13 protein-coding genes are annotated in these 19,423 nt (G+C 67.1%); 5 read left to right on the forward strand and 8 right to left on the reverse strand.

Annotation, left to right across the window (positions count from 1 at the left end):
* Positions 1-198 precede the first annotated feature (198 nt).
* Positions 199-1,989, reverse strand: coding sequence for a lipid A export permease/ATP-binding protein MsbA (gene msbA, locus EYW47_RS35435; protein WP_276322978.1), 1,791 nt, complete (start codon positions 1,987-1,989; stop codon positions 199-201).
* Between the two features lie 332 nt (positions 1,990-2,321).
* Between msbA and EYW47_RS35440 the strand changes: the two genes are divergently transcribed.
* Positions 2,322-3,146 (forward strand): glycosyltransferase family 2 protein, encoded by an 825-nt coding sequence (locus EYW47_RS35440; protein WP_133199462.1) that lies wholly within the window; start codon positions 2,322-2,324, stop codon positions 3,144-3,146.
* Positions 3,147-3,239: 93 nt separating this feature from the next.
* Here EYW47_RS35440 and dnaE read toward each other — a convergent pair whose 3' ends face one another.
* On the reverse strand, positions 3,240-6,818 hold the full coding sequence (gene dnaE, locus EYW47_RS35445) for a DNA polymerase III subunit alpha (protein WP_133199463.1): 3,579 nt from the start codon (positions 6,816-6,818) through the stop codon (positions 3,240-3,242).
* 352 nt (positions 6,819-7,170) lie between these two features.
* Here dnaE and EYW47_RS35450 point away from each other — a divergent pair, with 352 nt between their 5' ends.
* Together EYW47_RS35450 and gluQRS are read left to right on the forward strand one after the other, a co-directional pair.
* Positions 7,171-8,058, forward strand: a complete 888-nt coding sequence (locus tag EYW47_RS35450; RefSeq protein WP_133199464.1) for a sulfurtransferase — start codon at positions 7,171-7,173, stop codon at positions 8,056-8,058.
* A 25-nt stretch (positions 8,059-8,083) separates the two neighbouring features.
* Positions 8,084-9,001, forward strand: a complete 918-nt coding sequence (gluQRS, locus tag EYW47_RS35455; protein ID WP_133199478.1) for a tRNA glutamyl-Q(34) synthetase GluQRS — start codon at positions 8,084-8,086, stop codon at positions 8,999-9,001.
* 104 nt (positions 9,002-9,105) lie between these two features.
* On the opposite strand, the gene EYW47_RS35460 is transcribed toward gluQRS, so the two are convergent.
* The 6 genes from EYW47_RS35460 to purT form a co-directional block, all read right to left on the reverse strand.
* Positions 9,106-10,596, reverse strand: a complete 1,491-nt coding sequence (locus tag EYW47_RS35460; protein WP_133199465.1) for a DEAD/DEAH box helicase — start codon at positions 10,594-10,596, stop codon at positions 9,106-9,108.
* A 504-nt stretch (positions 10,597-11,100) separates the two neighbouring features.
* Complete coding sequence (locus EYW47_RS35465; RefSeq protein ID WP_133199466.1) at positions 11,101-12,537, reverse strand: aldehyde dehydrogenase family protein; 1,437 nt, start codon at positions 12,535-12,537, stop codon at positions 11,101-11,103.
* 76 nt (positions 12,538-12,613) lie between these two features.
* Positions 12,614-14,260 carry an acetolactate synthase large subunit gene (locus EYW47_RS35470; protein ID WP_133199467.1) on the reverse strand — a complete coding sequence of 549 codons (1,647 nt, stop codon included), beginning with the start codon at positions 14,258-14,260 and terminating at the stop codon, positions 12,614-12,616.
* Between the two features lie 170 nt (positions 14,261-14,430).
* On the reverse strand, positions 14,431-14,907 hold the full coding sequence (locus tag EYW47_RS35475) for an MliC family protein (protein ID WP_205710210.1): 477 nt from the start codon (positions 14,905-14,907) through the stop codon (positions 14,431-14,433).
* 147 nt (positions 14,908-15,054) lie between these two features.
* On the reverse strand, positions 15,055-15,240 hold the full coding sequence (locus EYW47_RS35480) for a DUF6726 family protein (protein WP_377785194.1): 186 nt from the start codon (positions 15,238-15,240) through the stop codon (positions 15,055-15,057).
* A 217-nt stretch (positions 15,241-15,457) separates the two neighbouring features.
* Positions 15,458-16,681, reverse strand: a complete 1,224-nt coding sequence (gene purT / locus EYW47_RS35485; RefSeq protein ID WP_133199469.1) for a formate-dependent phosphoribosylglycinamide formyltransferase — start codon at positions 16,679-16,681, stop codon at positions 15,458-15,460.
* Between the two features lie 282 nt (positions 16,682-16,963).
* On the opposite strand from purT, the gene EYW47_RS35490 reads away from it, so the two are divergent.
* Both EYW47_RS35490 and EYW47_RS35495 read left to right on the forward strand, forming a co-directional pair.
* A complete protein-coding gene (locus EYW47_RS35490) occupies positions 16,964-17,629 on the forward strand; it encodes an META domain-containing protein (RefSeq protein WP_133199470.1) in 666 nt (221 codons plus the stop codon).
* 309 nt (positions 17,630-17,938) lie between these two features.
* Positions 17,939-19,423: DNA translocase FtsK 4TM domain-containing protein (locus EYW47_RS35495; protein ID WP_205710211.1), on the forward strand; the 1,485-nt coding region annotated here is incomplete at its 3' end.

Genomic DNA, 19,423 nt, shown 5'->3' on the forward strand with positions numbered 1-19,423 from the left:
ACAGCGGCTTCTTCTCGGCCATTGCCGAAATGGGCGCCGTGGGCGCGGCGCGCCTCTTGCGGGTCTACTTTGGAACGCCGATCTATTTCTGGCGCGCGAGGCGTGCCTGCGAGCCCCAGCCCGCGGCCCTTGTGCGGACCAGCCCACTGGACTCGCCAGCGCAGGGCGCACCCGGACATCGGGCGCCCCTACCACCGCTCAGGCCGCGTTCTGCTGGAACTGGATCTTGTGCAGGTGCGCGTAGAGCCCGCGCTGTTCGAGCAGTTGCTGATGCGAGCCACGCTCGACAATGCGGCCCGCCTCCATCACGAGAATGCGGTCCGCGCGCTCGATGGTCGAGAGCCGGTGCGCGATCACGAGCGTCGTGCGACCTTTCATCAGCGTTTCGAGCGCCGCCTGCACGTGGCGCTCCGACTCCGAGTCGAGCGCGGAAGTCGCCTCGTCGAGAATCAGGATCGGCGCGTCCTTGTAGATCGCGCGCGCGATCGCCAGACGCTGCCGCTGCCCACCCGAGAGCTTCATGCCGTTGTCGCCAACCAGCGTGTCGATGCCGTCGGGCAGCGCCGCGATCGTGTCCCAGAGGTTGGCCGCGCGCAGCGCCTGTTCGACGCGTGCCGTGTCGGCCTGCTCGCCGTAGGCCACGTTGTTCGCGACCGTGTCGTTAAAGAGCGTCACGTCCTGGCTCACCATCGCGATCTGGCTGCGCAGCGCGTGGATGTCGTACTCCGGTAACGCCACGCCGTCGACGAGAATCTCGCCGCCGCTCGGATCGAAAAAGCGCGGCAGCAGGTTCACGAGCGTGGTCTTGCCGCTGCCCGAGGGGCCCGCCAGCGCGATCATCTCGCCGGGCGCCGCGCTGAACGTCACGCTTTCGAGGATCGGCCTGCCGTTGCCATATTCGAATGACACGCCGCGGAACTCGATCTCGCCACGGGCGCGCTCGAGCGGCTTGCCGCCGCCCGCGGGCTCGGCAGGCTCGTCGATCAGGCCGAAGATGAGCTCGGCGGCCGTCATGCCGCGCTGCAGCGGCTGGTTCACGTCGATCAGGTGCTTGAGCGGGGAAATCACGAGCAGCATCGAGGTGACGAAGGCCACGAAGCCGCCCACGGTCGTCTGGTCGTGCGAGGCCTGCACCACCGCGATCGTTATGACAATCGCCAGCGCGATCGAGGCGAGGAACTGCGTGAGCGGCTGCGCGAGTCCGCCCGAGACCGTCATGCGCATCTGATAGCCGCGCAGACGCTTGCTCATCTCGCCGAAGCGGTTCATTTCGTACTGCTCGCCGTTGTGAACCTTGACGACCTTGTAGCCGCCCACGGTCTCTTCGACGATATACGACAGCTCGTTCGTGAGCGCCTGGTGCTCGCGGTTCAGGCGGCGCAGGCGCCGGTTGATCTTGCTGACGAGCCAGCCGATGGCCGGCAGCAGCACCGCCACGATCAGCGTGAGCCGCCAGTTGAGGATGAACAGGTAGCCGAGCAGGAACACGACCGTGAGCGAATCGCGCACGGAGGTGACCAGCACGCTCAACAGCACGCCCAGGATCTGGTTGACCTCGAACACGATCGCGTTGATGACCGTGCTCGCCGTCTCGCGCTGGAAGAAGCCGACGCTCGCATGGATCATGCGCTCGAACATCTTCAGGCGCAGTTCGAGCAGGATCCGGTTGGACACGTACTGGAGCAGATAGCCGGACGCGTACTGCGCGAGGCCGCGCACGAGCGCAAGCCCGATCACGGCGGTCGGGACGATCCATCTGGCGCTCGGGCTGCCCTTGGTGCCAAAGCCGTGGTCGAGCAACGGCTTGAGGAGCGCGGGAATGCCGGCCTCGGTCGCGGCCACTAGCGCCAGCGTAAGGATGGCTGCGATCGACACCCACATGAGCGGCTTGAGATACGGCCAGAGGCGCCGTCCGACCGAGGCGGCATTCGACTTCGTGTCGGAGCCGATCGGCTTGCTGAGGGTGGATTGTCGGGACGTCTCGCTCAAGGAATCCTCTGGAAAGGCGGGTGCTGGAAATGCGGGGTCAATGCCGGTGTATAGGGTTCACCGCCTGGGCCACCTGCCCGGGCCGCCTGGCGGTTCGCAGCGGATCGTCTGACGGATGGTCCGGCGGCGCGGTAGGCATTGTATACGCTTGGCGCGGCGCCCCGTGCGATCCGCCAGAATGCGACGAGCGTGACTGGCCCTGAATGCACGGCCCGGGCGCGCCCGGCACGGGAAGCATCGTCTAGAATACGCACCTCCGCGCCTGGCCGTTCCCCGGCGGGCGCGGCGCGGCTCACCGTTTCCGACATTCCTCCAGAACAGGCGTCCCTTCCATGTCCGACGGACTTTCTCCGACCCGCCCAGGCCGCGAGGCCAGCAGCACGCCGCGCGCCACGCTTTCGGTCATCGTGGTGGCGATGAACGAGGCGCACGACATTCGCGACTGCCTCGAATCGGTGCGCGGGCTCGCGATGGAAACCATCGTGTTCGACTCCGGCAGCACCGACGGCACGCCCGATCTCTGCCGCGCGCTCGGCGCACGCGTGTTCGAGACCGACTGGCCCGGCGACGGCCCGCAGAAGAACCGGGCGCTGGCCGAGGCGCGCGGCGACTGGGTCATCTGTCTCGACGCCGACGAGCGCCTGAGCCCCGAGCTGCGCGCCGAACTCGAGCGCCTGCTCGCCGAGGGCACGCCGCACGCCGCGTTCAGCACGCCGCGCCGCTCGAGCTTCTGCGGGCGCTTCATGAAGCACTCGGGCTGGTGGCCCGACCGCATCGAGCGCCTGTTCCGGCGCGGCAGCGCGCGCTTCACCGACGTGCGCACGCACACGCACCTCGAAATTCAGGGCACGATCGGACGCTTCGACGGCCCAATCATCCATATTTCAATGCCGGACCTGCATGAGGCGCTCGAAAAAACCAATGCCTATTCGACGGCCGGCGCGCTGACGATGGCCGAGAACGGCAAGCGCTCGTCGCTTGGCAAGGCGCTCGGCAAGGGTTTCTGGGCGTTCTTTCGCACCTGGGTGATTCGCGCGGGCTTTCTCGACGGCGCCGAGGGGCTGATGCTGGCGATCAACAACGCCGAGACGACGTACTACCGCTACGCCAAGCTCGCGCTGCTCACACGCGACGGCAAGGTCGCGAAGAAAAGCTGAATCCGGGGGAAGTGTGGGCGTTCGGCGTGGTGCAAAGCCGAACGAGAAGTCACGACGCGAGCGGCCATTTGCGCCCGCGCCGCGTAGACATCGTCAATAGACGATTTCGATGGAACTGCCCACGAACTCGCCGCGCAGCGCGGCGATGAGGTCGTCGGTGGGCTTCACGCGCCAGGCATCGCCCAGACGCACCTCGCCTTGCGCGCGTGCGTTGCTATAGACGATCTGCACCGCGAGGCCGTTCGGAATGACCACCTGCTCGCGCTCGCGGCCCCGGCCGCCATAACCCCCGCCGCCGCCATCGCGGCCGCCACGCCCGCGCGTTTCCACCACGGGCGCGGGCAGCGAGTCGTCGGGCTTCGCGCGATGCGCCTCGAGCACCGTGCGCAGCGCACTCGCGTTGGCGTTGCCGTTCACCTGCACCTTCACGGCCTGCGCGTAGCGGCTGCGGGCGCGCTCCAGATCCATCACGGTGTCCACCGTGAAGCGGATGCCGCCCGTGAACGCGTCGTTGCGCGCCCCGCCCTGCACGACCAGCAGCTCGTCTTCCTTGAAGAGCGCCTTGTGCGCCTCGTATTGCTCGTTGAACACCGTCACTTCGCACTGGCCGGTGCCGTCGTCGAGCAGCGCGATCAGCATCTTGCCGCGCTGGGTCATCTGCGTGCGCAGCGAGGCGATCACACCCGCGACGAGCTTGTCGCGTCCTTCCTTGAGCTCGCCGATCTTCTGGCGCACGAAGCGCCGCACTTCGTCCTTGTAGGCGTCGAAGAGGTGACCGGACAAATAGAAGCCGAGCGCACCCTTCTCTTCTTGCAGCCTGCGCTTGTCGCCCCAGGCGGGCTCGTCCACCAGTTCGTGCGCGGCCAGCGGCGCGTCGCCCATGTCGAACAGACCCGCCTGCATGGCGTTGGCGCTCGCCTGGTCGGCGGCTTCCATCGCCATCGGCACCGAGGCGAGCAATTGCGCGCGATTCGCGTGGATCGTGTCGAACGCGCCCGCGCGGATCATCGCCTCGATCGTGCGGCGGTTCACGAGACGGCGGTCGATGCGCTCGCAGAAGTCGAACAGGTCCTTGAAAAGACCGCCCTCCTCGCGCGCGCGCAAGATTTCTTCGATGGCGTTCTGGCCGCTGCCCTTGATCGCACCGAGGCCATAGCGGATCGTACGCGAGCGCTTGCCTTCAGCCACGTTGGCGTCGGACACCGGCTCGAAGCGATACGCCGATGCGTTGACATCAGGCGGCAGCACCTTGATGCCGTTCGTGATGCAGTCTTCGAAGAGGATCTTGACCTTGTCGGTGTCGTCCATGGCGAGCGACATGTTGGCCGCCATGAATTCCGCCACATGGTGCGCCTTGAGCCACGCCGTGTGATAGGCGAGGAGCGCATAGGCCGCCGCGTGCGACTTGTTGAAGCCGTAGCCCGCGAACTTCTCCATCAAGTCGAAGGTCTCGTCGGCCTTCTCGCGCGTGAGGCCGTTCTTCGCCGCGCCTTCCGCGAAGATCTCGCGGTGCTTGGCCATCTCCTCGGGCTTCTTCTTGCCCATCGCGCGGCGCAGCAAGTCAGCGCCGCCGAGCGAGTAGCCGCCGATGATCTGCGCCATCTGCATCACCTGCTCCTGATAGACCATGATGCCGTAGGTCTCTTTCAGAACAGGCTCGACGCGCGGATCGGGATACTCCACGACTTCGCGGCCGTGCTTACGCGCGCAGAAGCTCGGGATCAGGTCCATCGGGCCCGGACGGTACAAGGCCACGAGCGCGATGATGTCCTCGAAGCGGTCGGGCTGGGCGTCCTTCAACATGCCCTGCATGCCGCGGCTTTCCAGCTGGAACACGGCGACCGTGTTGGCCTTCTTGAGGATCTGGAACGACGGCGCGTCGTCGAGCGGCACCTGGGCGAGCGACCAGTCCTTTTTCGACGGATCGAGCATGCGGATATAGCGCTCGGCCCAGTCGAGAATCGTGAGCGTGGTCAGGCCCAGAAAGTCGAACTTCACGAGGCCGACGGCTTCCACGTCGTCCTTGTCGTACTGGCTCACGACGCCGCTTTCGTCGCCCTGCGTGTAGAGCGGGCAGAAGTCGGTGAGCTTGCCGGGCGCGATCAGCACGCCGCCCGCGTGCATGCCCACGTTGCGCGTGAGACCTTCCACGAGCTGCGCGAGGTCGAGCAGCTGGTGCACTTCGTCTTCGTTGTCGTAGCGCTCTTGCAGGAGCGGCTCTTCCTTCATCGCATCGGCAATCGTGACGTGCTTGCCCGGCTTGAACGGGATGAGCTTGGCCACGCCGTCGGTGAAGTTGTAGCCGAGGTCGAGCACGCGGCCGATGTCGCGCACGGCCGCCTTCGCGGCCATCGTGCCGAAGGTGGCGATCTGCGAGACCGCATCGGCGCCGTACTTCTCCTTCACGTACTGAATGACGCGGTCGCGCCCGTGCTGGCAGAAGTCGATGTCGAAGTCGGGCATCGAGACGCGTTCCGGATTCAGGAAGCGCTCGAACAGCAGGTTGTAGCGCAGCGGATCCAGATCGGTAATGCCGAGCGCGTACGCGACGAGCGAACCCGCGCCCGAGCCCCGGCCCGGGCCCACCGGCACGCCGTTGTTCTTGGCCCAGTTGATGAAGTCCGCGACGATCAGGAAGTAGCCGGGGAAGCCCATCTTGATGATGGTCCCGCACTCGAAATCGAGACGCTCGTAGTAGCGCGCGTGTTCTTTCTCGCGTTCCGCTTCGTCGGGATAAAGCTGCACGAGGCGCTTTTCGAGGCCCTCTTTCGAGAGCTGCACGAGGTAGTCGTCGAGCGACATGCCGTCGGGCGTCGGAAAGAGCGGCAGCTTCGGCTTGCCGAGTTCGAGCGTGAGATTGCAGCGCCGCGCGATTTCGATTGTGTTCGCAATGGCCGAGGGAATGTCCGCGAACAGCGCGGCCATTTCTTCCTGGGTGCGAAAACGCTGGTCGGTCGTGAAGCGCTTCTGGCGGCGCGGATTCGCGAGGATGTCGCCCTCCGAGATGCACACGCGCGCTTCGTGCGCGGTGTATTCCTCGTGGGTCATGAACTGCATGGGGTGCGTGGCCACCACCGGCAGCTCGAGCTCCGCCGCGATCGCGACAGCCTGCTCGACATACTGCTCGCTGCCGGGCTGGCCGCAGCGCTGGAGTTCGATGTAATAAGCGTTCGGAAACAGTGTTGCCCAGCGCTGCGCGTGACGCTTCGCGCTTTCGACGTTGCCCGCCGCGAGCGCGAGGCCCACGTCGCCCTGCTGCGCGCCCGAGATCGCGAGCAAGCCTTCCGCAAGCCCGGATTCAAGCCATGCGACGTCGACTTCCGCGCGGCCGCGATACTGATTCGTGAGCCACGCCTTCGAGAGCAGTTCGCAAAGATTCAGGTAGCCACGTTTGTCCTTCACGAGCAGAAGCAGACGCGAAGGCTTGTCGCGGTCATCTGGATTCATGATCCAGACGTCGCAGCCGGCAATGGGTTTGACCCCTTTGCCACGGGCTTCCGTGTAGAAACGAACGAGGCCGAATGCGTTGCCGAGGTCGGTGAGCGCGAGCGCGCCCTGGCCGTCCTTGGCCGCCGCCTTGACGAGGTCGTCGAGGCGCACGATGCCATCGGCAATCGAGAATTCGGAGTGGACGCGGAGATGGACGAAGCGGGGATCTGACATGGGCGTCATTGTAACTCTACGGTCCGGCGATTTTTGCCGCCGCCTGCGCGTATGAGCGCGTGTGGCGAAACGCCGGCCACGACGCCGGGCCAAACGGCCCGGGCCTGTGGCCAAGGCCTTGCGCGTCATCAGCAACGCGCGACATGCAACCTGGCGAACACGGCGCGCACGCGGCGCGGCAGCGCCCGGTTGAGGGATAATAGCGGATTACGCCCGCCGCGCAGCTTGTCGTCATTTGGCACTTTGGTCCCATGCCACACCTCATGCCGCGCCTCCCGCGCTGGTACCCCGATTTCGCCGCTGGCTGAATCGGCGCGCGGCATTCAGGCGGGTCCGTCCGATTCAGGTTTTCAAGTTGGCCATGCGTATTCTCAATCTCTCCGCCTACCAGTTCGCGACACTCGACAAGACCGCCGAATGGCGCCCGCTTGTCCTCGAACGCTGCAAGTCGCTCGACTTGCGGGGCACCATTCTGCTCGCGCCAGAAGGCATCAATCTGTTCGTCGCGGGCGACGAAGGCAACGTGCGCGCCTTCATGGACTACATCAACCACGATCCGCTGTTCGAAGGCAAATTCGCGACGCTGCAGTTCAAGGAAAGCCTCTCGGAAACGCGCCCCTTCAACCGCATGCTCGTGCGCCTGAAGCGCGAGATCATCACGATGAAGAAGCCCGCGATCCGCCCCGAGGAAGGGCGCGCGCCTTCGGTCGCGCCGGTCGTGCTCAAGCAATGGCTCGACCGCGGCTTTGACGACGCGGGCCGCCCCGTCGTCATGCTCGACACGCGCAATGCGTTCGAAATCGATGTCGGCACGTTCGACAAGGCGCTCGACTACCGCATCGACAAGTTCAGCGAGTTCCCGGGCGTGATCGAAGCGAACCGCGCCGACCTCGAAGGCAAGACCGTGGTGTCGTTCTGCACAGGCGGCATCCGCTGCGAAAAGGCGGCCATCCACATGAAGGAAGTGGGGATCGAGCACGTCTATCAGCTTGAAGGCGGCATTCTCAAGTACTTCGAGGAAGTGGGCGGCGCGCATTACAACGGCGACTGCTTCGTGTTCGATCAGCGCACCGCGGTCAATCCGCAGCTCGAGCCCACCGACACCGTGCAGTGCTTCGCGTGCCGCGCCGTGGTCTCGCCGGCCGACCAGGCTTCGCCGCTCTACGCCGTGGGCAAGAGCTGCCCGGCGTGCCACCCGGAGCGCGCGCAAGGCGCCGCGAGCGCACAGGCTCCGGCTCAAGCCGCTTGATTCGCGTGTGAGCGCACCGGCGCGAATGCACGAGGGCTATCGCGGGCGTTTCGCGCCCTCGCCCACTGGACCGCTGCATTTCGGCTCGCTCGTCTCGGCGCTCGCGAGCTGGCTCGACGCGCGCGCACACGGCGGCACATGGCTCGTGCGCGTGGAGGACATCGACGGCCCGCGCACGGTGCCCGGCGCCGCCGAGGACATTCTCGCGACGCTGGAGTGCTTCGGCTTGCAAGCCGACGAGCCGCCCGAATGGCAAAGCCGCCGCATCGACTTGTATCGCGCGGCGCTCGACCAGCTGATCGCGGCGAGCCACGTGTATCCGTGCGGCTGCACGCGCAAGGAAATCGCCGATTCGCTACTGCATGCGCACCGGCGCAACACCACGCTGATCTATCCCGGCACCTGCCGCGGCGGCCTGCACGGCAAGCCCGCGCGTGCGTGGCGCCTGCGCGTGCCGGACGATGATCCACAAGCAGACGATAATCCCGCGCTGATTCGCTTTGATGACCGCTGGCAAGGGCCACAGCAACAGGATCTCGCGACCGAAGTGGGCGACTTCGTGCTGCTTCGCGCGGACGGCCAGTGGGCATATCAACTCGCCGTGGTGGTGGACGACGCCGCGCAAAACATCACGCACGTCGTGCGCGGCGCCGATCTGCTCGACTCCACGGCGCGCCAGATCTGGCTGCAGCAATGCCTGGGCGCGCCGACGCCCGCGTATCTACACGTACCCGTCGTGACCAACGAGGAAGGCGAAAAGCTCTCGAAGCAAACCGGCGCGCTCGCGCTCGACACCACGCGGCCGCTCGAGGCGCTGCTGGCCGCCGCGCGACATCTGGGTCTGGATCTTCGTGGTCCCACTCCTGCGACGCTCGAGGCATTCCAGACTGGTGCGATCGATGCGTGGAAGCGGCGACTCTTGAGACTGCCAGCCACCGCGTGAGCGCGTAACCCACGGTCGAGGGCAGAAATGCAAAAACGGCGTGCCGGTTTCGACCGGCACGCCGTTTTTTCATCGCTTCATCGCGCGCAATCGCGCAGAACGTCTCAGGACGACGAAGACGACGTCGGCTTGTTGCGCCACGACGAACCCAGGCCGCCGAGCAGCGCCGCAAGCGGCTGCTTCTGCTTTTGCGACGTGGCTGCCGCCGGCGCGGGCGTGTCGTCGGCCTTGCTGCGCGCGCTCGGCGACGGCTCGTAGGGCTTCAGGAAGAAGTCGTCGACGGGCTGTGCGGAACGGTGATGATGCGGCCGCTCGTACGCGCCGGCGCGACGGTGGCCGATGCGCTCGCCGCGGCCTTCGTGGCTGTCACGCCCATCGCGCCCATCACGTTCCCGGCGGCGGCTGCCGCCTTCGTGATGCGCGACCGGCACGTCGACCACGAGGTGCTCGACGGTCAGCGGACGCTTGATGAGCTTTTCGATATCGGCGAGTTGCTTCCGCTCGTTCGGGCTGCACAGCGAAAGCGCATCGCCCGAGGCACCCGCGCGGCCCGTGCGGCCAATGCGGTGCACGTAGTCTTCGGCGTTGAATGGCAGGTCGAAATTGATCACGGCCGGCAGCTCGGCGATGTCGAGGCCGCGCGCGGCCACGTCGGTGGCCACCAGGGCCTCGATCTCGCCGCGCTTGAACGCGTCGAGCGCCTGCATGCGCTCGTTTTGCGAGCGGTCGCCGTGAATCGCGGCGGCCACGATGCCCTGCTTCTCGATCTGGCGCGCAAGACGGCTCGCGCCGATCTTGCTGTTGCAGAACACGATCACCTGCTTCAAGCCCCGGTCGCGGATCAGTTGCACGACCGCACCGGTTTTGTCGCCCTCGTGGACTTCGTAGACGATCTGGGTGACGTTGGTAGCCGTGGAGTTGCTGCGCGCCACTTCAATGGTCTGCGGATTGCGCAGGTACGTCGCGGCGAGCTTCTTGATTTCGGGCGAGAACGTGGCCGAGAACAACAGCGTCTGGCGCTCCTTCGGCAGCAGGTTCAGGATGCGCTGCAGATCCGGCAGGAAGCCCATGTCGAGCATGCGGTCAGCTTCGTCGAGCACCAGCATCTGCACCTGGCCGAGTTGCGTGGTCTTCTGCTGCACGTGGTCGAGCAGGCGGCCAGGCGTCGCAATCAGGATCTCCACGCCGCGGCGCAGCTCGTCCGATTGCGGATTCATGTCGACGCCGCCGAACACCACCGCGCTGCGCAGCGGCGTGTGCTGCGCGTAGGTGCGCACGTTGTTGGCCACCTGGTCCGCCAGCTCGCGCGTGGGCGTGAGGATCAGCGCGCGCACCGGATGGCGTGCGGGCGATGCGCTCGTGCTCGCCAGCGGCAAGAGGCGTTGCAGGATCGGCAGCGAAAAGCTCGCCGTCTTGCCGGTGCCGGTCTGCGCGGCGCCCATCACGTCGCGGCCCGTGAGGACCACGGGAATGGCCTGCGCCTGAATGGGCGTGGGCGTCGTGTAGCCCTGCTCCTTGACGGCCTTGAGGATCTCGGGCGCGAGGCCGAACTGATCGAAGGTCTCGGTGCTGGGCTTGACGGCTGTGTCGGACATGGTGGCTTCGCTATAAAGGCGCTATGCGCATGAGGCGCGGCGCGCCTCTAAGTAATCACTGCGGGTTGCTGCCGGCTTGCTTCGAAACGTGCTGGCAAACCTGGCAAACGCTTTCGGGAGCCGCGCGGCCGCAGCGGCTTGGTGCCCGGACTGCCGGCCGCGGCAGCCGTCCGGCTGACGGCTCGCGGAAGATGCCCGGCATTTTCGCGGGGACGCCCTTCGCGGGAACGCCCTCAATCTGAAGTGCGCAGGGAGCGCTGGCTGCTCGGCCGCGCTCGACCCGCTCGCTCCCTTATTTCCAGCCGGTGCGCCTGGGCCCGGCCGTTTCAAGAACCCGCCACGAGAGCGGGCGCAATTCGGCGAAAGGCCGGTATTGTAGCACCTTGGCATAAATCCCTATGGCCGCGCGGACCGGCTTCTGCCACCGGAAGCGGCGCCCAAAGCGGATCGCATCCGGCCCTTTGCACCGCCCCCGCCCGCTTTCAACCCACGCGCCGCCCGCGCTCACCACGTCTCGCGCATCACCATGAGCCGCAGCTCGGTCATGTCCTCGATCGCGTAGCGCACGCCTTCGCGCCCGAGGCCCGAGTCCTTCACGCCGCCATACGGCATGTTATCGACACGAAATGACGGAATATCGTTGATCACGACGCCGCCCACCTCGAGCCCGTCCCAGGCGCGGTGCGCGTTCGCGAGCGAATCGGTGAAGACGCCCGCCTGCAGGCCGAAATCGCTGTCGTTGACGACGGCGAGCGCCGCGCCGAAGTCGTCGAAGCGCTCGAGGATCGCCACCGGCCCGAACGCCTCGCGCCGGTAAAGGTCGGTGTCGCGGCCCACGTTTTCGAGCAGCGTGGCCTCGAACATCGCCCCATCGACCTTGCCGCCCGCGACGATCTTCGCGCCGGCCGCCACCGCGCTCTCCATCCAGCCCGCCAGACGCTTCGCCTCGGACTCGGAGATCATCGGCCCGACGAAGGTCTTCTCGTCCTTCGGGTCGCCCATCTTGAGCGACTTCACCTTGGCGATCAGCTTCTCGCGCAGCGCGTCGTAGATCGACGCATGCACGAGAATGCGCTGCACGCCGATACAGCTCTGCCCCGACTGGTAATACGCGCCGAACGCGAGCCGGTCGACAACATAGTCGAGCTTCGCGCCCTGGTCCGCGTCGACCACGGCCGCCGCATTGCCGCCCAGCTCCAGCACTACTTTCTTCTTGCCCGCCTTCTTCTTGAGATCCCAGCCCACGGCGGGCGAGCCCGTGAACGAGAGCAGCTTGAAGCGCTCGTCGGCGGTGAAAAGATCGGCGCCGTCGCGGTGCGCGGGCAGGATCGAGAACGCGCCCTTGGGCAGGTCGGTTTCCGCCAGCACCTCGCCGATGATGAGCGCGCCCACCGGCGTGCGGCTCGCGGGCTTCAAAACAAACGGCACGCCCACCGCGAGCGCGGGCGCGACCTTGTGCGCGGCGAGATTGAGCGGGAAGTTGAATGGCGAGATGAACGAGCACGGCCCGATCGGCACACGCTTCACATAGCCGTGGTAGCCCTTCGCGCGCGCCGAGATTTCGAGATTCACGATATCGCCATCGATACGCACGCTCTCCTCGGCCGCCACGCGGAAGGTGTCGATCAGACGCGTGACTTCGCCGCGCGAATCGTTGATCGGCTTGCCCGCCTCGATGCACAACGCCATCGCGAGTTCGTCGAAGCGCTCGCGAAAACGCGCGACGCAGTGATCGAGCACGGCCTGGCGCTTGAAGGGCGGGAACGTGCGCATGGCGGGCATGGCCGCTTCTGCCGCCGCGATCGCCTGATCGATCGCCTTCGCATCGGCTAGCGCGACGCGCGTGGCGACTTCGCCGCTGTATTTGTCGGTGACTTCGAGATCGGTGTTGGCGGCGACGGCCTCGTTGGCCAGATAGTACGGATAAGTCGCTTTGAGCATGACGCGTTCTCCGGAAATGCGGGGCGTGCTGCAAGGCACGCGCCCGTTCATTGAACAGCACGGACGCCGCAATGCTTCAGAGCTGCGCGCTCAGCCGCTTGATCTCGCGATTGAGCACGCGCTCGTTCTCCGAATAGTCGACGGGCACGTCGATCACATGCACGCCCGGCGTCGCGAAACACTGCTCGAGGAGCGGCTTGAACTGATCCGCCTCGCTCACGCGATGGCCGTGCGCGCCGTAACTCTGCGCGTACTCGACGAAATCGGGGTTCTGCAGCGTCATCCCGTAATCGGGGAAATTCATGTTCTCCTGCTTCCAGCGGATCATGCCGAAGGCGTCGTCGCGCAGGATCAGCACGACGAGGTCGAGCTTCAGGCGCACCGCCGTCTCCACTTCCTGCGAGTTCATCATGAAGCCGCCGTCGCCGCACACGGCCACCACCTTGCGCTCGGGGTGCACGATCTTCGTCGCGATGGCCGAAGGCAGCCCCGCGCCCATCGAGGCGAGCGCGTTGTCGAGCAGGAGCGAATTGGGCTCGCGCGCACGGTAGTAGCGCGCGAACCAGATCTTGTACATGCCGTTGTCGAGGCACAGGATGCCGTCCTCGGGCATCGCGCCGTAGACGTCGTGCACGAGACGCACCGGATACATCGGAAAGCGCGGGTCGTGCTGGCCCTTGGCGAGATGCGCGTCGAAGTGGCGCTTGATCTCTGCGAAGCGCGCAAAGTCCCATGTGTGCTCGCGCGCCTTGAGGCTTTCCTTCAATTGCCAGACGGCATTGGCGATGTCGCCCACCACTTCGATCTGCGGGAAATAGACGGGGTCGACCTCGGCACCGAGAAAATTCACATGAATGACGGTCTTCTCTTCGGCGCTGCGCATAAAGAACGGCGGCTTTTCGATCACGTCGTGGCCGACGTTGATGATGCAGTCGGCGTGCTCGATCGCCCGGTGCACGAAGTCGCCATCCGAGAGCGTGGCGTTGCCGAGCCACAGCGGATGCGACTCGTCGATCACGCCCTTGCCCATCTGCGTGGTGAAGAACGGGATTCCCGTCTGGTCAACGAACTCGCGCAGCACATTGCGCGTGGTCTTGCGGTTGCCGCCCGCGCCGATCATGAGGAGCGGATGGCGCGCCTTGCAGATCGCCGCCACCGCGTGCGCGACGGCCTTTTCCTCGGCGATGGGGCGGCGGCTGTAGCTCTTCGGGATGGGCTTGCCGTCGCCCTCTTCGTCGGCGACGTCCTCGGGCAGCTCCAGGTGAACGGCGCCCGGCCGCTCCTGCTCCGCCTGGCGAAACGCCTCGCGCACGAGCGCCGGAATATTGCCGATCGAGACGATCTGGCGCGCGTACTTGGTGAGCGGCTCCATCATGCGCACCACGTCGACAATCTGGAAGTGGCCCTGCTTGCTGGTCTTGATGGGCTTCTGGCCCGTGACCATCAGCATGGGCATGCCGCCCAGCTGCGCGTAGGCGGCGGCGGTCACGAAATTGGTGGCGCCCGGCCCGAGCGTGGCCAGGCACACGCCGGTGCGGCCCGTGAGCCGGCCATAGGTGGCGGCCATGAAGCCCGCGGCCTGCTCATGGCGCGTGACGATCAGACGAATCTTCGAGCGCCGCAGCGATTCGAGCAGATCGAGATTCTCCTCGCCCGGAATGCCGAACACGTACTCGACACCCTCGGCTTCGAGCGCCTTCACGAACAGATCGGATGCTTTCATCGGCCACCTCGCGGTTCAGCGAACGCTGTGCAATGCCGTTGCGTATGGCGTGACGTACGAAATACGCAATCCGCATGAAACGTGCGCGACGACCGCCAGATTACGCCGGTGGCGCGGATCGCGTCGGCAAGCGTGCAATCCGGCCGAGGTAGCGCGTGCGGCGAGAGCCCCTAGCGCATGATCGTGGCGCAGCCGGACACGATCGGCTTGGGGCTGTCTTCGTTCATGGCGTCGTAGAGATCGGCGCCTGGGCCCTTGGTCCACCAGGTATAGCGGTCGGCGACGTACTTCACGCCGGACGCCGCGATCACGCCGACAAAGAGCAGATTGCGGCCCTCGACGGGGACGAGCGCGAAGCTTTGCCCGTTGGTGCCGTTGATGTAGGTGACCTTGAAGGTCTTGCCGGCCGCACAGGTATAGCGGAAGGTGTGGCGCGACTGGGTCTGGATCTCGCGCACGTCGAGCGAGGCGGCGTGCGCGGCCGACGGTGCCAGACTCGCCCCCACGCCGGCACCGAGGACACCCAGCGTGAGTGCGCAGGCGGCAAGCCGGCGCGCTAATGCACGAGCGGCACGAGCGGCACGAGCGGCGCCCGGAGTGCTGAAGTTGATGGCAAAGCGGCGCGCGTCGCTACGTCCACGGATCATGGCGTGTTCTCCGGCTGTCTTTGAGTTGAGTTTGCGTGTTGCGCCGGCGTTGCCTCGATCGGCGCGCCGCACGCGGTGCGGGCGTTGCGCAAATTGCAGGGCGTTACGCGCGGGCTTGCCGCGCGTGCCTGATGGTTCGATCGTGCCTCAGGGGTCGATCACGTCCGCGCAGGCGTCGGTGGGCGCGGCGGCCACGTGCCCGATCAACGGCACGATCTTCAGGCCCGCCGATGCCACGCGGCACGGCGCGGCAACGACGCCACAGCCCGAAAGCGCGAAGGCGCACAACACTACGAGCAGCCCGCGCAACCGGAACACCCCAATCGACTTCATCATTCCCACCTTCCTGCAGTTGCATGACACGATAACCCGGCGGGCATCGCCGCGCCTCGCCGATGCCGAGCCGCGCCGCTACTGTCGCAGACCGCGCGGGCAAAGCCGAGATTATCTTGCGCCTGGCGCGTGCTGCGATTGCGGCAGATCAATACCACGGCGCCCGAAGCCGCTGGACCCGCGCGCCGCCTCGCGTGTATCTGCACTATGCGAGCAATCACTGCGACGCGTCGCCCGGCACGGGACGCACCGCCGCCGCTGCAGTGCGTGCGCGCGAGCGCGCCTCGTCGATGTCCGCGCCCGTCGCGACCGCAACGCCCATGCGACGCTTCGCAAAACTCTCGGGCTTGCCAAAGAGGCGCAAGTCCGCACCCGGCACGGCCAGCGCCTCGCCCACCCCTTCGAAGGCGATGCCGCGCGCGTCCATGCCGCCGTAGATCACCGCCGACGCACCGGGGCCGCGCGCCGTCGTATCGACGGGCAGGCCGAGAATCGCGCGCGCATGCAATTCGAATTCGGAGAAACGTTGCGAAGCGAGCGTGACGAGGCCCGTATCGTGCGGCCGCGGGCTCACTTCCGAGAACCACACATCGTCGCCGCGCACGAACAGCTCGACGCCGAAGAGGCCGCGGCCGCCCAGCGCCGCGGTCACCTTGTGCGCGACCTCGCGCGAGCGCTCGAGCGCCTTCGGGCTCATCGGCTGCGGCTGCCACGACTCCACATAGTCGCCGTCCACCTGGCGGTGGCCGATCGGATCGCAGAAGTATGTCTCGATGGCGCCGCTCGCCGGATCGGTCGCGCGCACGGTGAGCAGCGTGATTTCGTATTCGAAGTCGATGAAGCCCTCCACGATCACGCGGCCATGATTCACGCGCCCGCCCGCGAGCGCGTATTGCCAGGCGCGCTCGACATCGGCATCGCTCCTGAGCACCGACTGCCCCTTGCCCGAGGACGACATCACCGGCTTCACCACGCACGGGTAGCCGACCTTCGCGATGCCGGCCTTCAGCTCGTCGAGCGAGTCGGCGAACGCATAAGGCGAAGTCGGCAGGCCCAGCTCCTCGGCGGCGAGGCGCCGGATGCCTTCGCGGTTCATGGTGAGCTGCGCGGCGCGCGCGGTGGGGATCACGACGGCTGCGCCCTCGGCTTCGACGGCAGCCAGCGCGTCGGTGGCGATGGCCTCGATCTCGGGCACGATGAGGTGCGGACGCTCGGCGTCGATGAGCGCGCGCAACGCCTTGGGATCGGCCATGTCGATGACGTGGGCCCGATGCGCGACCTGCTGGCCGGGCGCGTTTTCGTAGCGGTCGACGGCGATCACTTCGACGCCGAGGCGCTGCAGCGCGATGATCACTTCCTTGCCGAGCTCGCCCGCGCCGAGCAGCATGACACGGGTGGCGGAAGCGGAAAGCGGCGTGCCGATGCGAGTGCCGGTCTGCATGATGTCTCCAGGTATGACGGTGAGGCAGCGCGCGACTCACGCGCGCTTCGGGCCAGGCGAATGCGAGGGAGCGCCGATGTTAACACCGCGGGCGTCGGCCCGTGCCGCCTGAATGTGATTTGCGTGCGAAATACGCACGAAATGCGCCCCAATCGCTTGCGTACTGCCGCCGGACCTTGCGCGTGCAGCACGCGCTTGTGCATTTTTGACGAACGTTTGCGCTCGCATGCCGCCCCTTGGTGCGTTACGCTTACGCCTTCGCCAGTTATGAGGAACGATGCGATGCCCCACCGCTCGAGCACACGCCCCGCCGCACGCAATATTGCGCGCCTGCTCGCCTCACGTGTCTCATGCGCCGCGCTGCTCGTGGCAGCCGCAGCGGCGGCACTGATGCTTGGCGCCTGCAAGCTGCCGGTTCATCAGGACACGTCCGCGCCGCCGGCCGACCCGTTCAATCCCGCGGCAACGCAATTGCTCGACAACTCCCAGTGGCAGCTCGTCGAATGGAAGCGCGCCGACGGTACGCTGCGCGCGGTACCGGGTGCGAATACTGACGGCGGCGCCGCCAACGGTGCGCCTGCGGGTGCCCTCGAGGCGCGGCCCGTCACGCTCGATCTCTCCACCGCCAGCGGCCAGCGCCGCGCGAGCGGCTTCTCGGGCTGCAATCGCTACATGGGCAGCTACGCGCTCAAGGACGGGCTGCTCTCGTTCGGCCGGCTCGCCGGCACGCTCATGGCCTGCGCCGGCTCGGGCGGCGAAATCGAAGGCCCGTATCTCGACGCGCTCGCGCATATCCAGCGCACAGGCGTGCAGATGCGCGAGCCGCAGTCGCTGCTCCTTATTCTCGAAAACGGCGACCGCCTGACTTTCGCGCATCCGGGCCCGTCCGCTGCCGCAACTGCGCCGGCCGGCGCGTCTGCCGCCGCACCGGCGAAGCAGGGCGAGTGAGGCGCCGTGCGGTCCGCTGCCGCGCCCTCGTACGGCGCGGCGCTTTTTTGATGCGCGCCGCTACGCCATTGGCTCACGGCCTGGCGCACCGGGTTGCGGCCCGTGCCGCCACGGCTTTTTTCCCGCTCGCGACTCCCGACCAGGGCCGGCGCGAATTGCTGCCCTGCCTGCCGGGCTTGCCTCACGCCTGACTGGCGCGGCGACCACCATCAAGTCGACTGCAGCGCCGCGGCAACGCGCTTTGCAGTGCAATGGGGCCTGGCGGTTACACTCGATACGTTGCACCTCTTTTAATCGTTGATCTCTGGCATGCACACGGTAGTCCCTGGCTGGTTCGGCTTATCGGCCGTCTGGTTCATCCCTCTGATCTGGCGTCTCGTGAAGTCCGTGCTGCCCGGCGGCGCGGGCTTGCGCGGCCCGGGCACGATCCGGCTCTGGCTCGGCTTTGTCTGCGTGTTGCTGGCAAGCTGCGCGCTCGAGGCGACGCTCCTGCACATCGAAGGCTTCGATGCCCTCGGGCACGCGCTCGCGGACGGGCTCGGCAAGCTGCTCGGGCATACTGCTGCGCCGCTCGTCATGACAGCGCTGCTGTTCGTGAGCCTGCCCTGGCTCATCGATTTCCGCTGGCGCAACTTCTTCGCGTGGGCCGACGACTCGCTCGGACTCGGGCTGAATATCCGTCCCGCTCGTCCTTCAGGCGAGAACGGCGACGGCGAGCGCCCTGGCCGCCGTGCCTCCCGGCAGGACGCCGCGCAGCCGCAAGGCACGACGCGCTCGGGTCTGGGCGGGCTGGGAAGCCTCGGCAAGCTGGCGAGTGGATTGGGTAGTGGCCTCGGACTCGGGGGCGATGGTCTGGCCTCCGGCACGGGGCCGAGTGTCGGCACGGGTGGTGGCACGGCTGAACCGCTCGACGGCGCGCGCCGCAAGCGGCCGACCGTATGGCGTCCACAGATGCCCGGCAAACGCGCGGCGAGCGCCGCCGGAATGGGTGCCACCGGTGCGGCGGGTGCGGCAGCAAGCGACGCGGCGCAGGGCGCGGAAGCTGCATACGCTGCGCATGGCGCAACGCGTAGCGGTGCCTCGCCGTGGCGCAACGAAGCGGATTTCGCCTCGCCGGAGCCGAGCCCCGCTGCCGCCTGGGCCCGCACCGAACCGACCGCGCCGGCCGGCTGGCTGCGCGACGGCCAACCGGCCACGCGTACTCCGATGCCCGCCGCAGCGGCACCCAATGCGCAGCCAGCCGACGCCTGGCGCAATCCGGCTGCGGGCCTGAACGGCGGATCGCTGCCGGCATCGGCTGGCGCTTCACGTGCCGGCATGCCGGCCGACGTGCGCCGCGCTACGGCCATGGGCGCGAACGGCACGCCGACGCCATCGACGCCATCGGCCAGCTTCCCCGCCGACACCCGCCGCCAGACAACGGCCGGCATCGGCGGCGCAGCAGCCGGCATGGCCGCCTCCGCAGTGGCGGGAGCGCACGCAGGCGCGGCATCAGGCGGCGTTGCATCAGGCGGCGTTGCGCTTGCTGGCGCGGCCGGCAGTCCGACGCCATGGCGCGCGGCACCGGCACGCCCGGCGACGACGCCCGCGCCAGCCACGCTTTCGTCTACGCTCTCGTCCCCGGTTTCGCCTTCGCTTGCGCCGATGAGCGCATCGAGTGTGCGCCCGGCGGCGGCATCCGCCGCGCACGCCGCAGCGCTCGCGTCGACGGCCGCCGTCACGCCGCGCGGCCCGTCGGCGCCGCGCGACCCGCTGGTTTCGCCCTTTGCGCAACCGGCCCCCGTGCGCCGCAGT

It is taken from the genome of Paraburkholderia silviterrae (assembly GCF_004353915.1).
Classification (GTDB): Bacteria; Pseudomonadota; Gammaproteobacteria; order Burkholderiales; family Burkholderiaceae; genus Paraburkholderia; species Paraburkholderia silviterrae.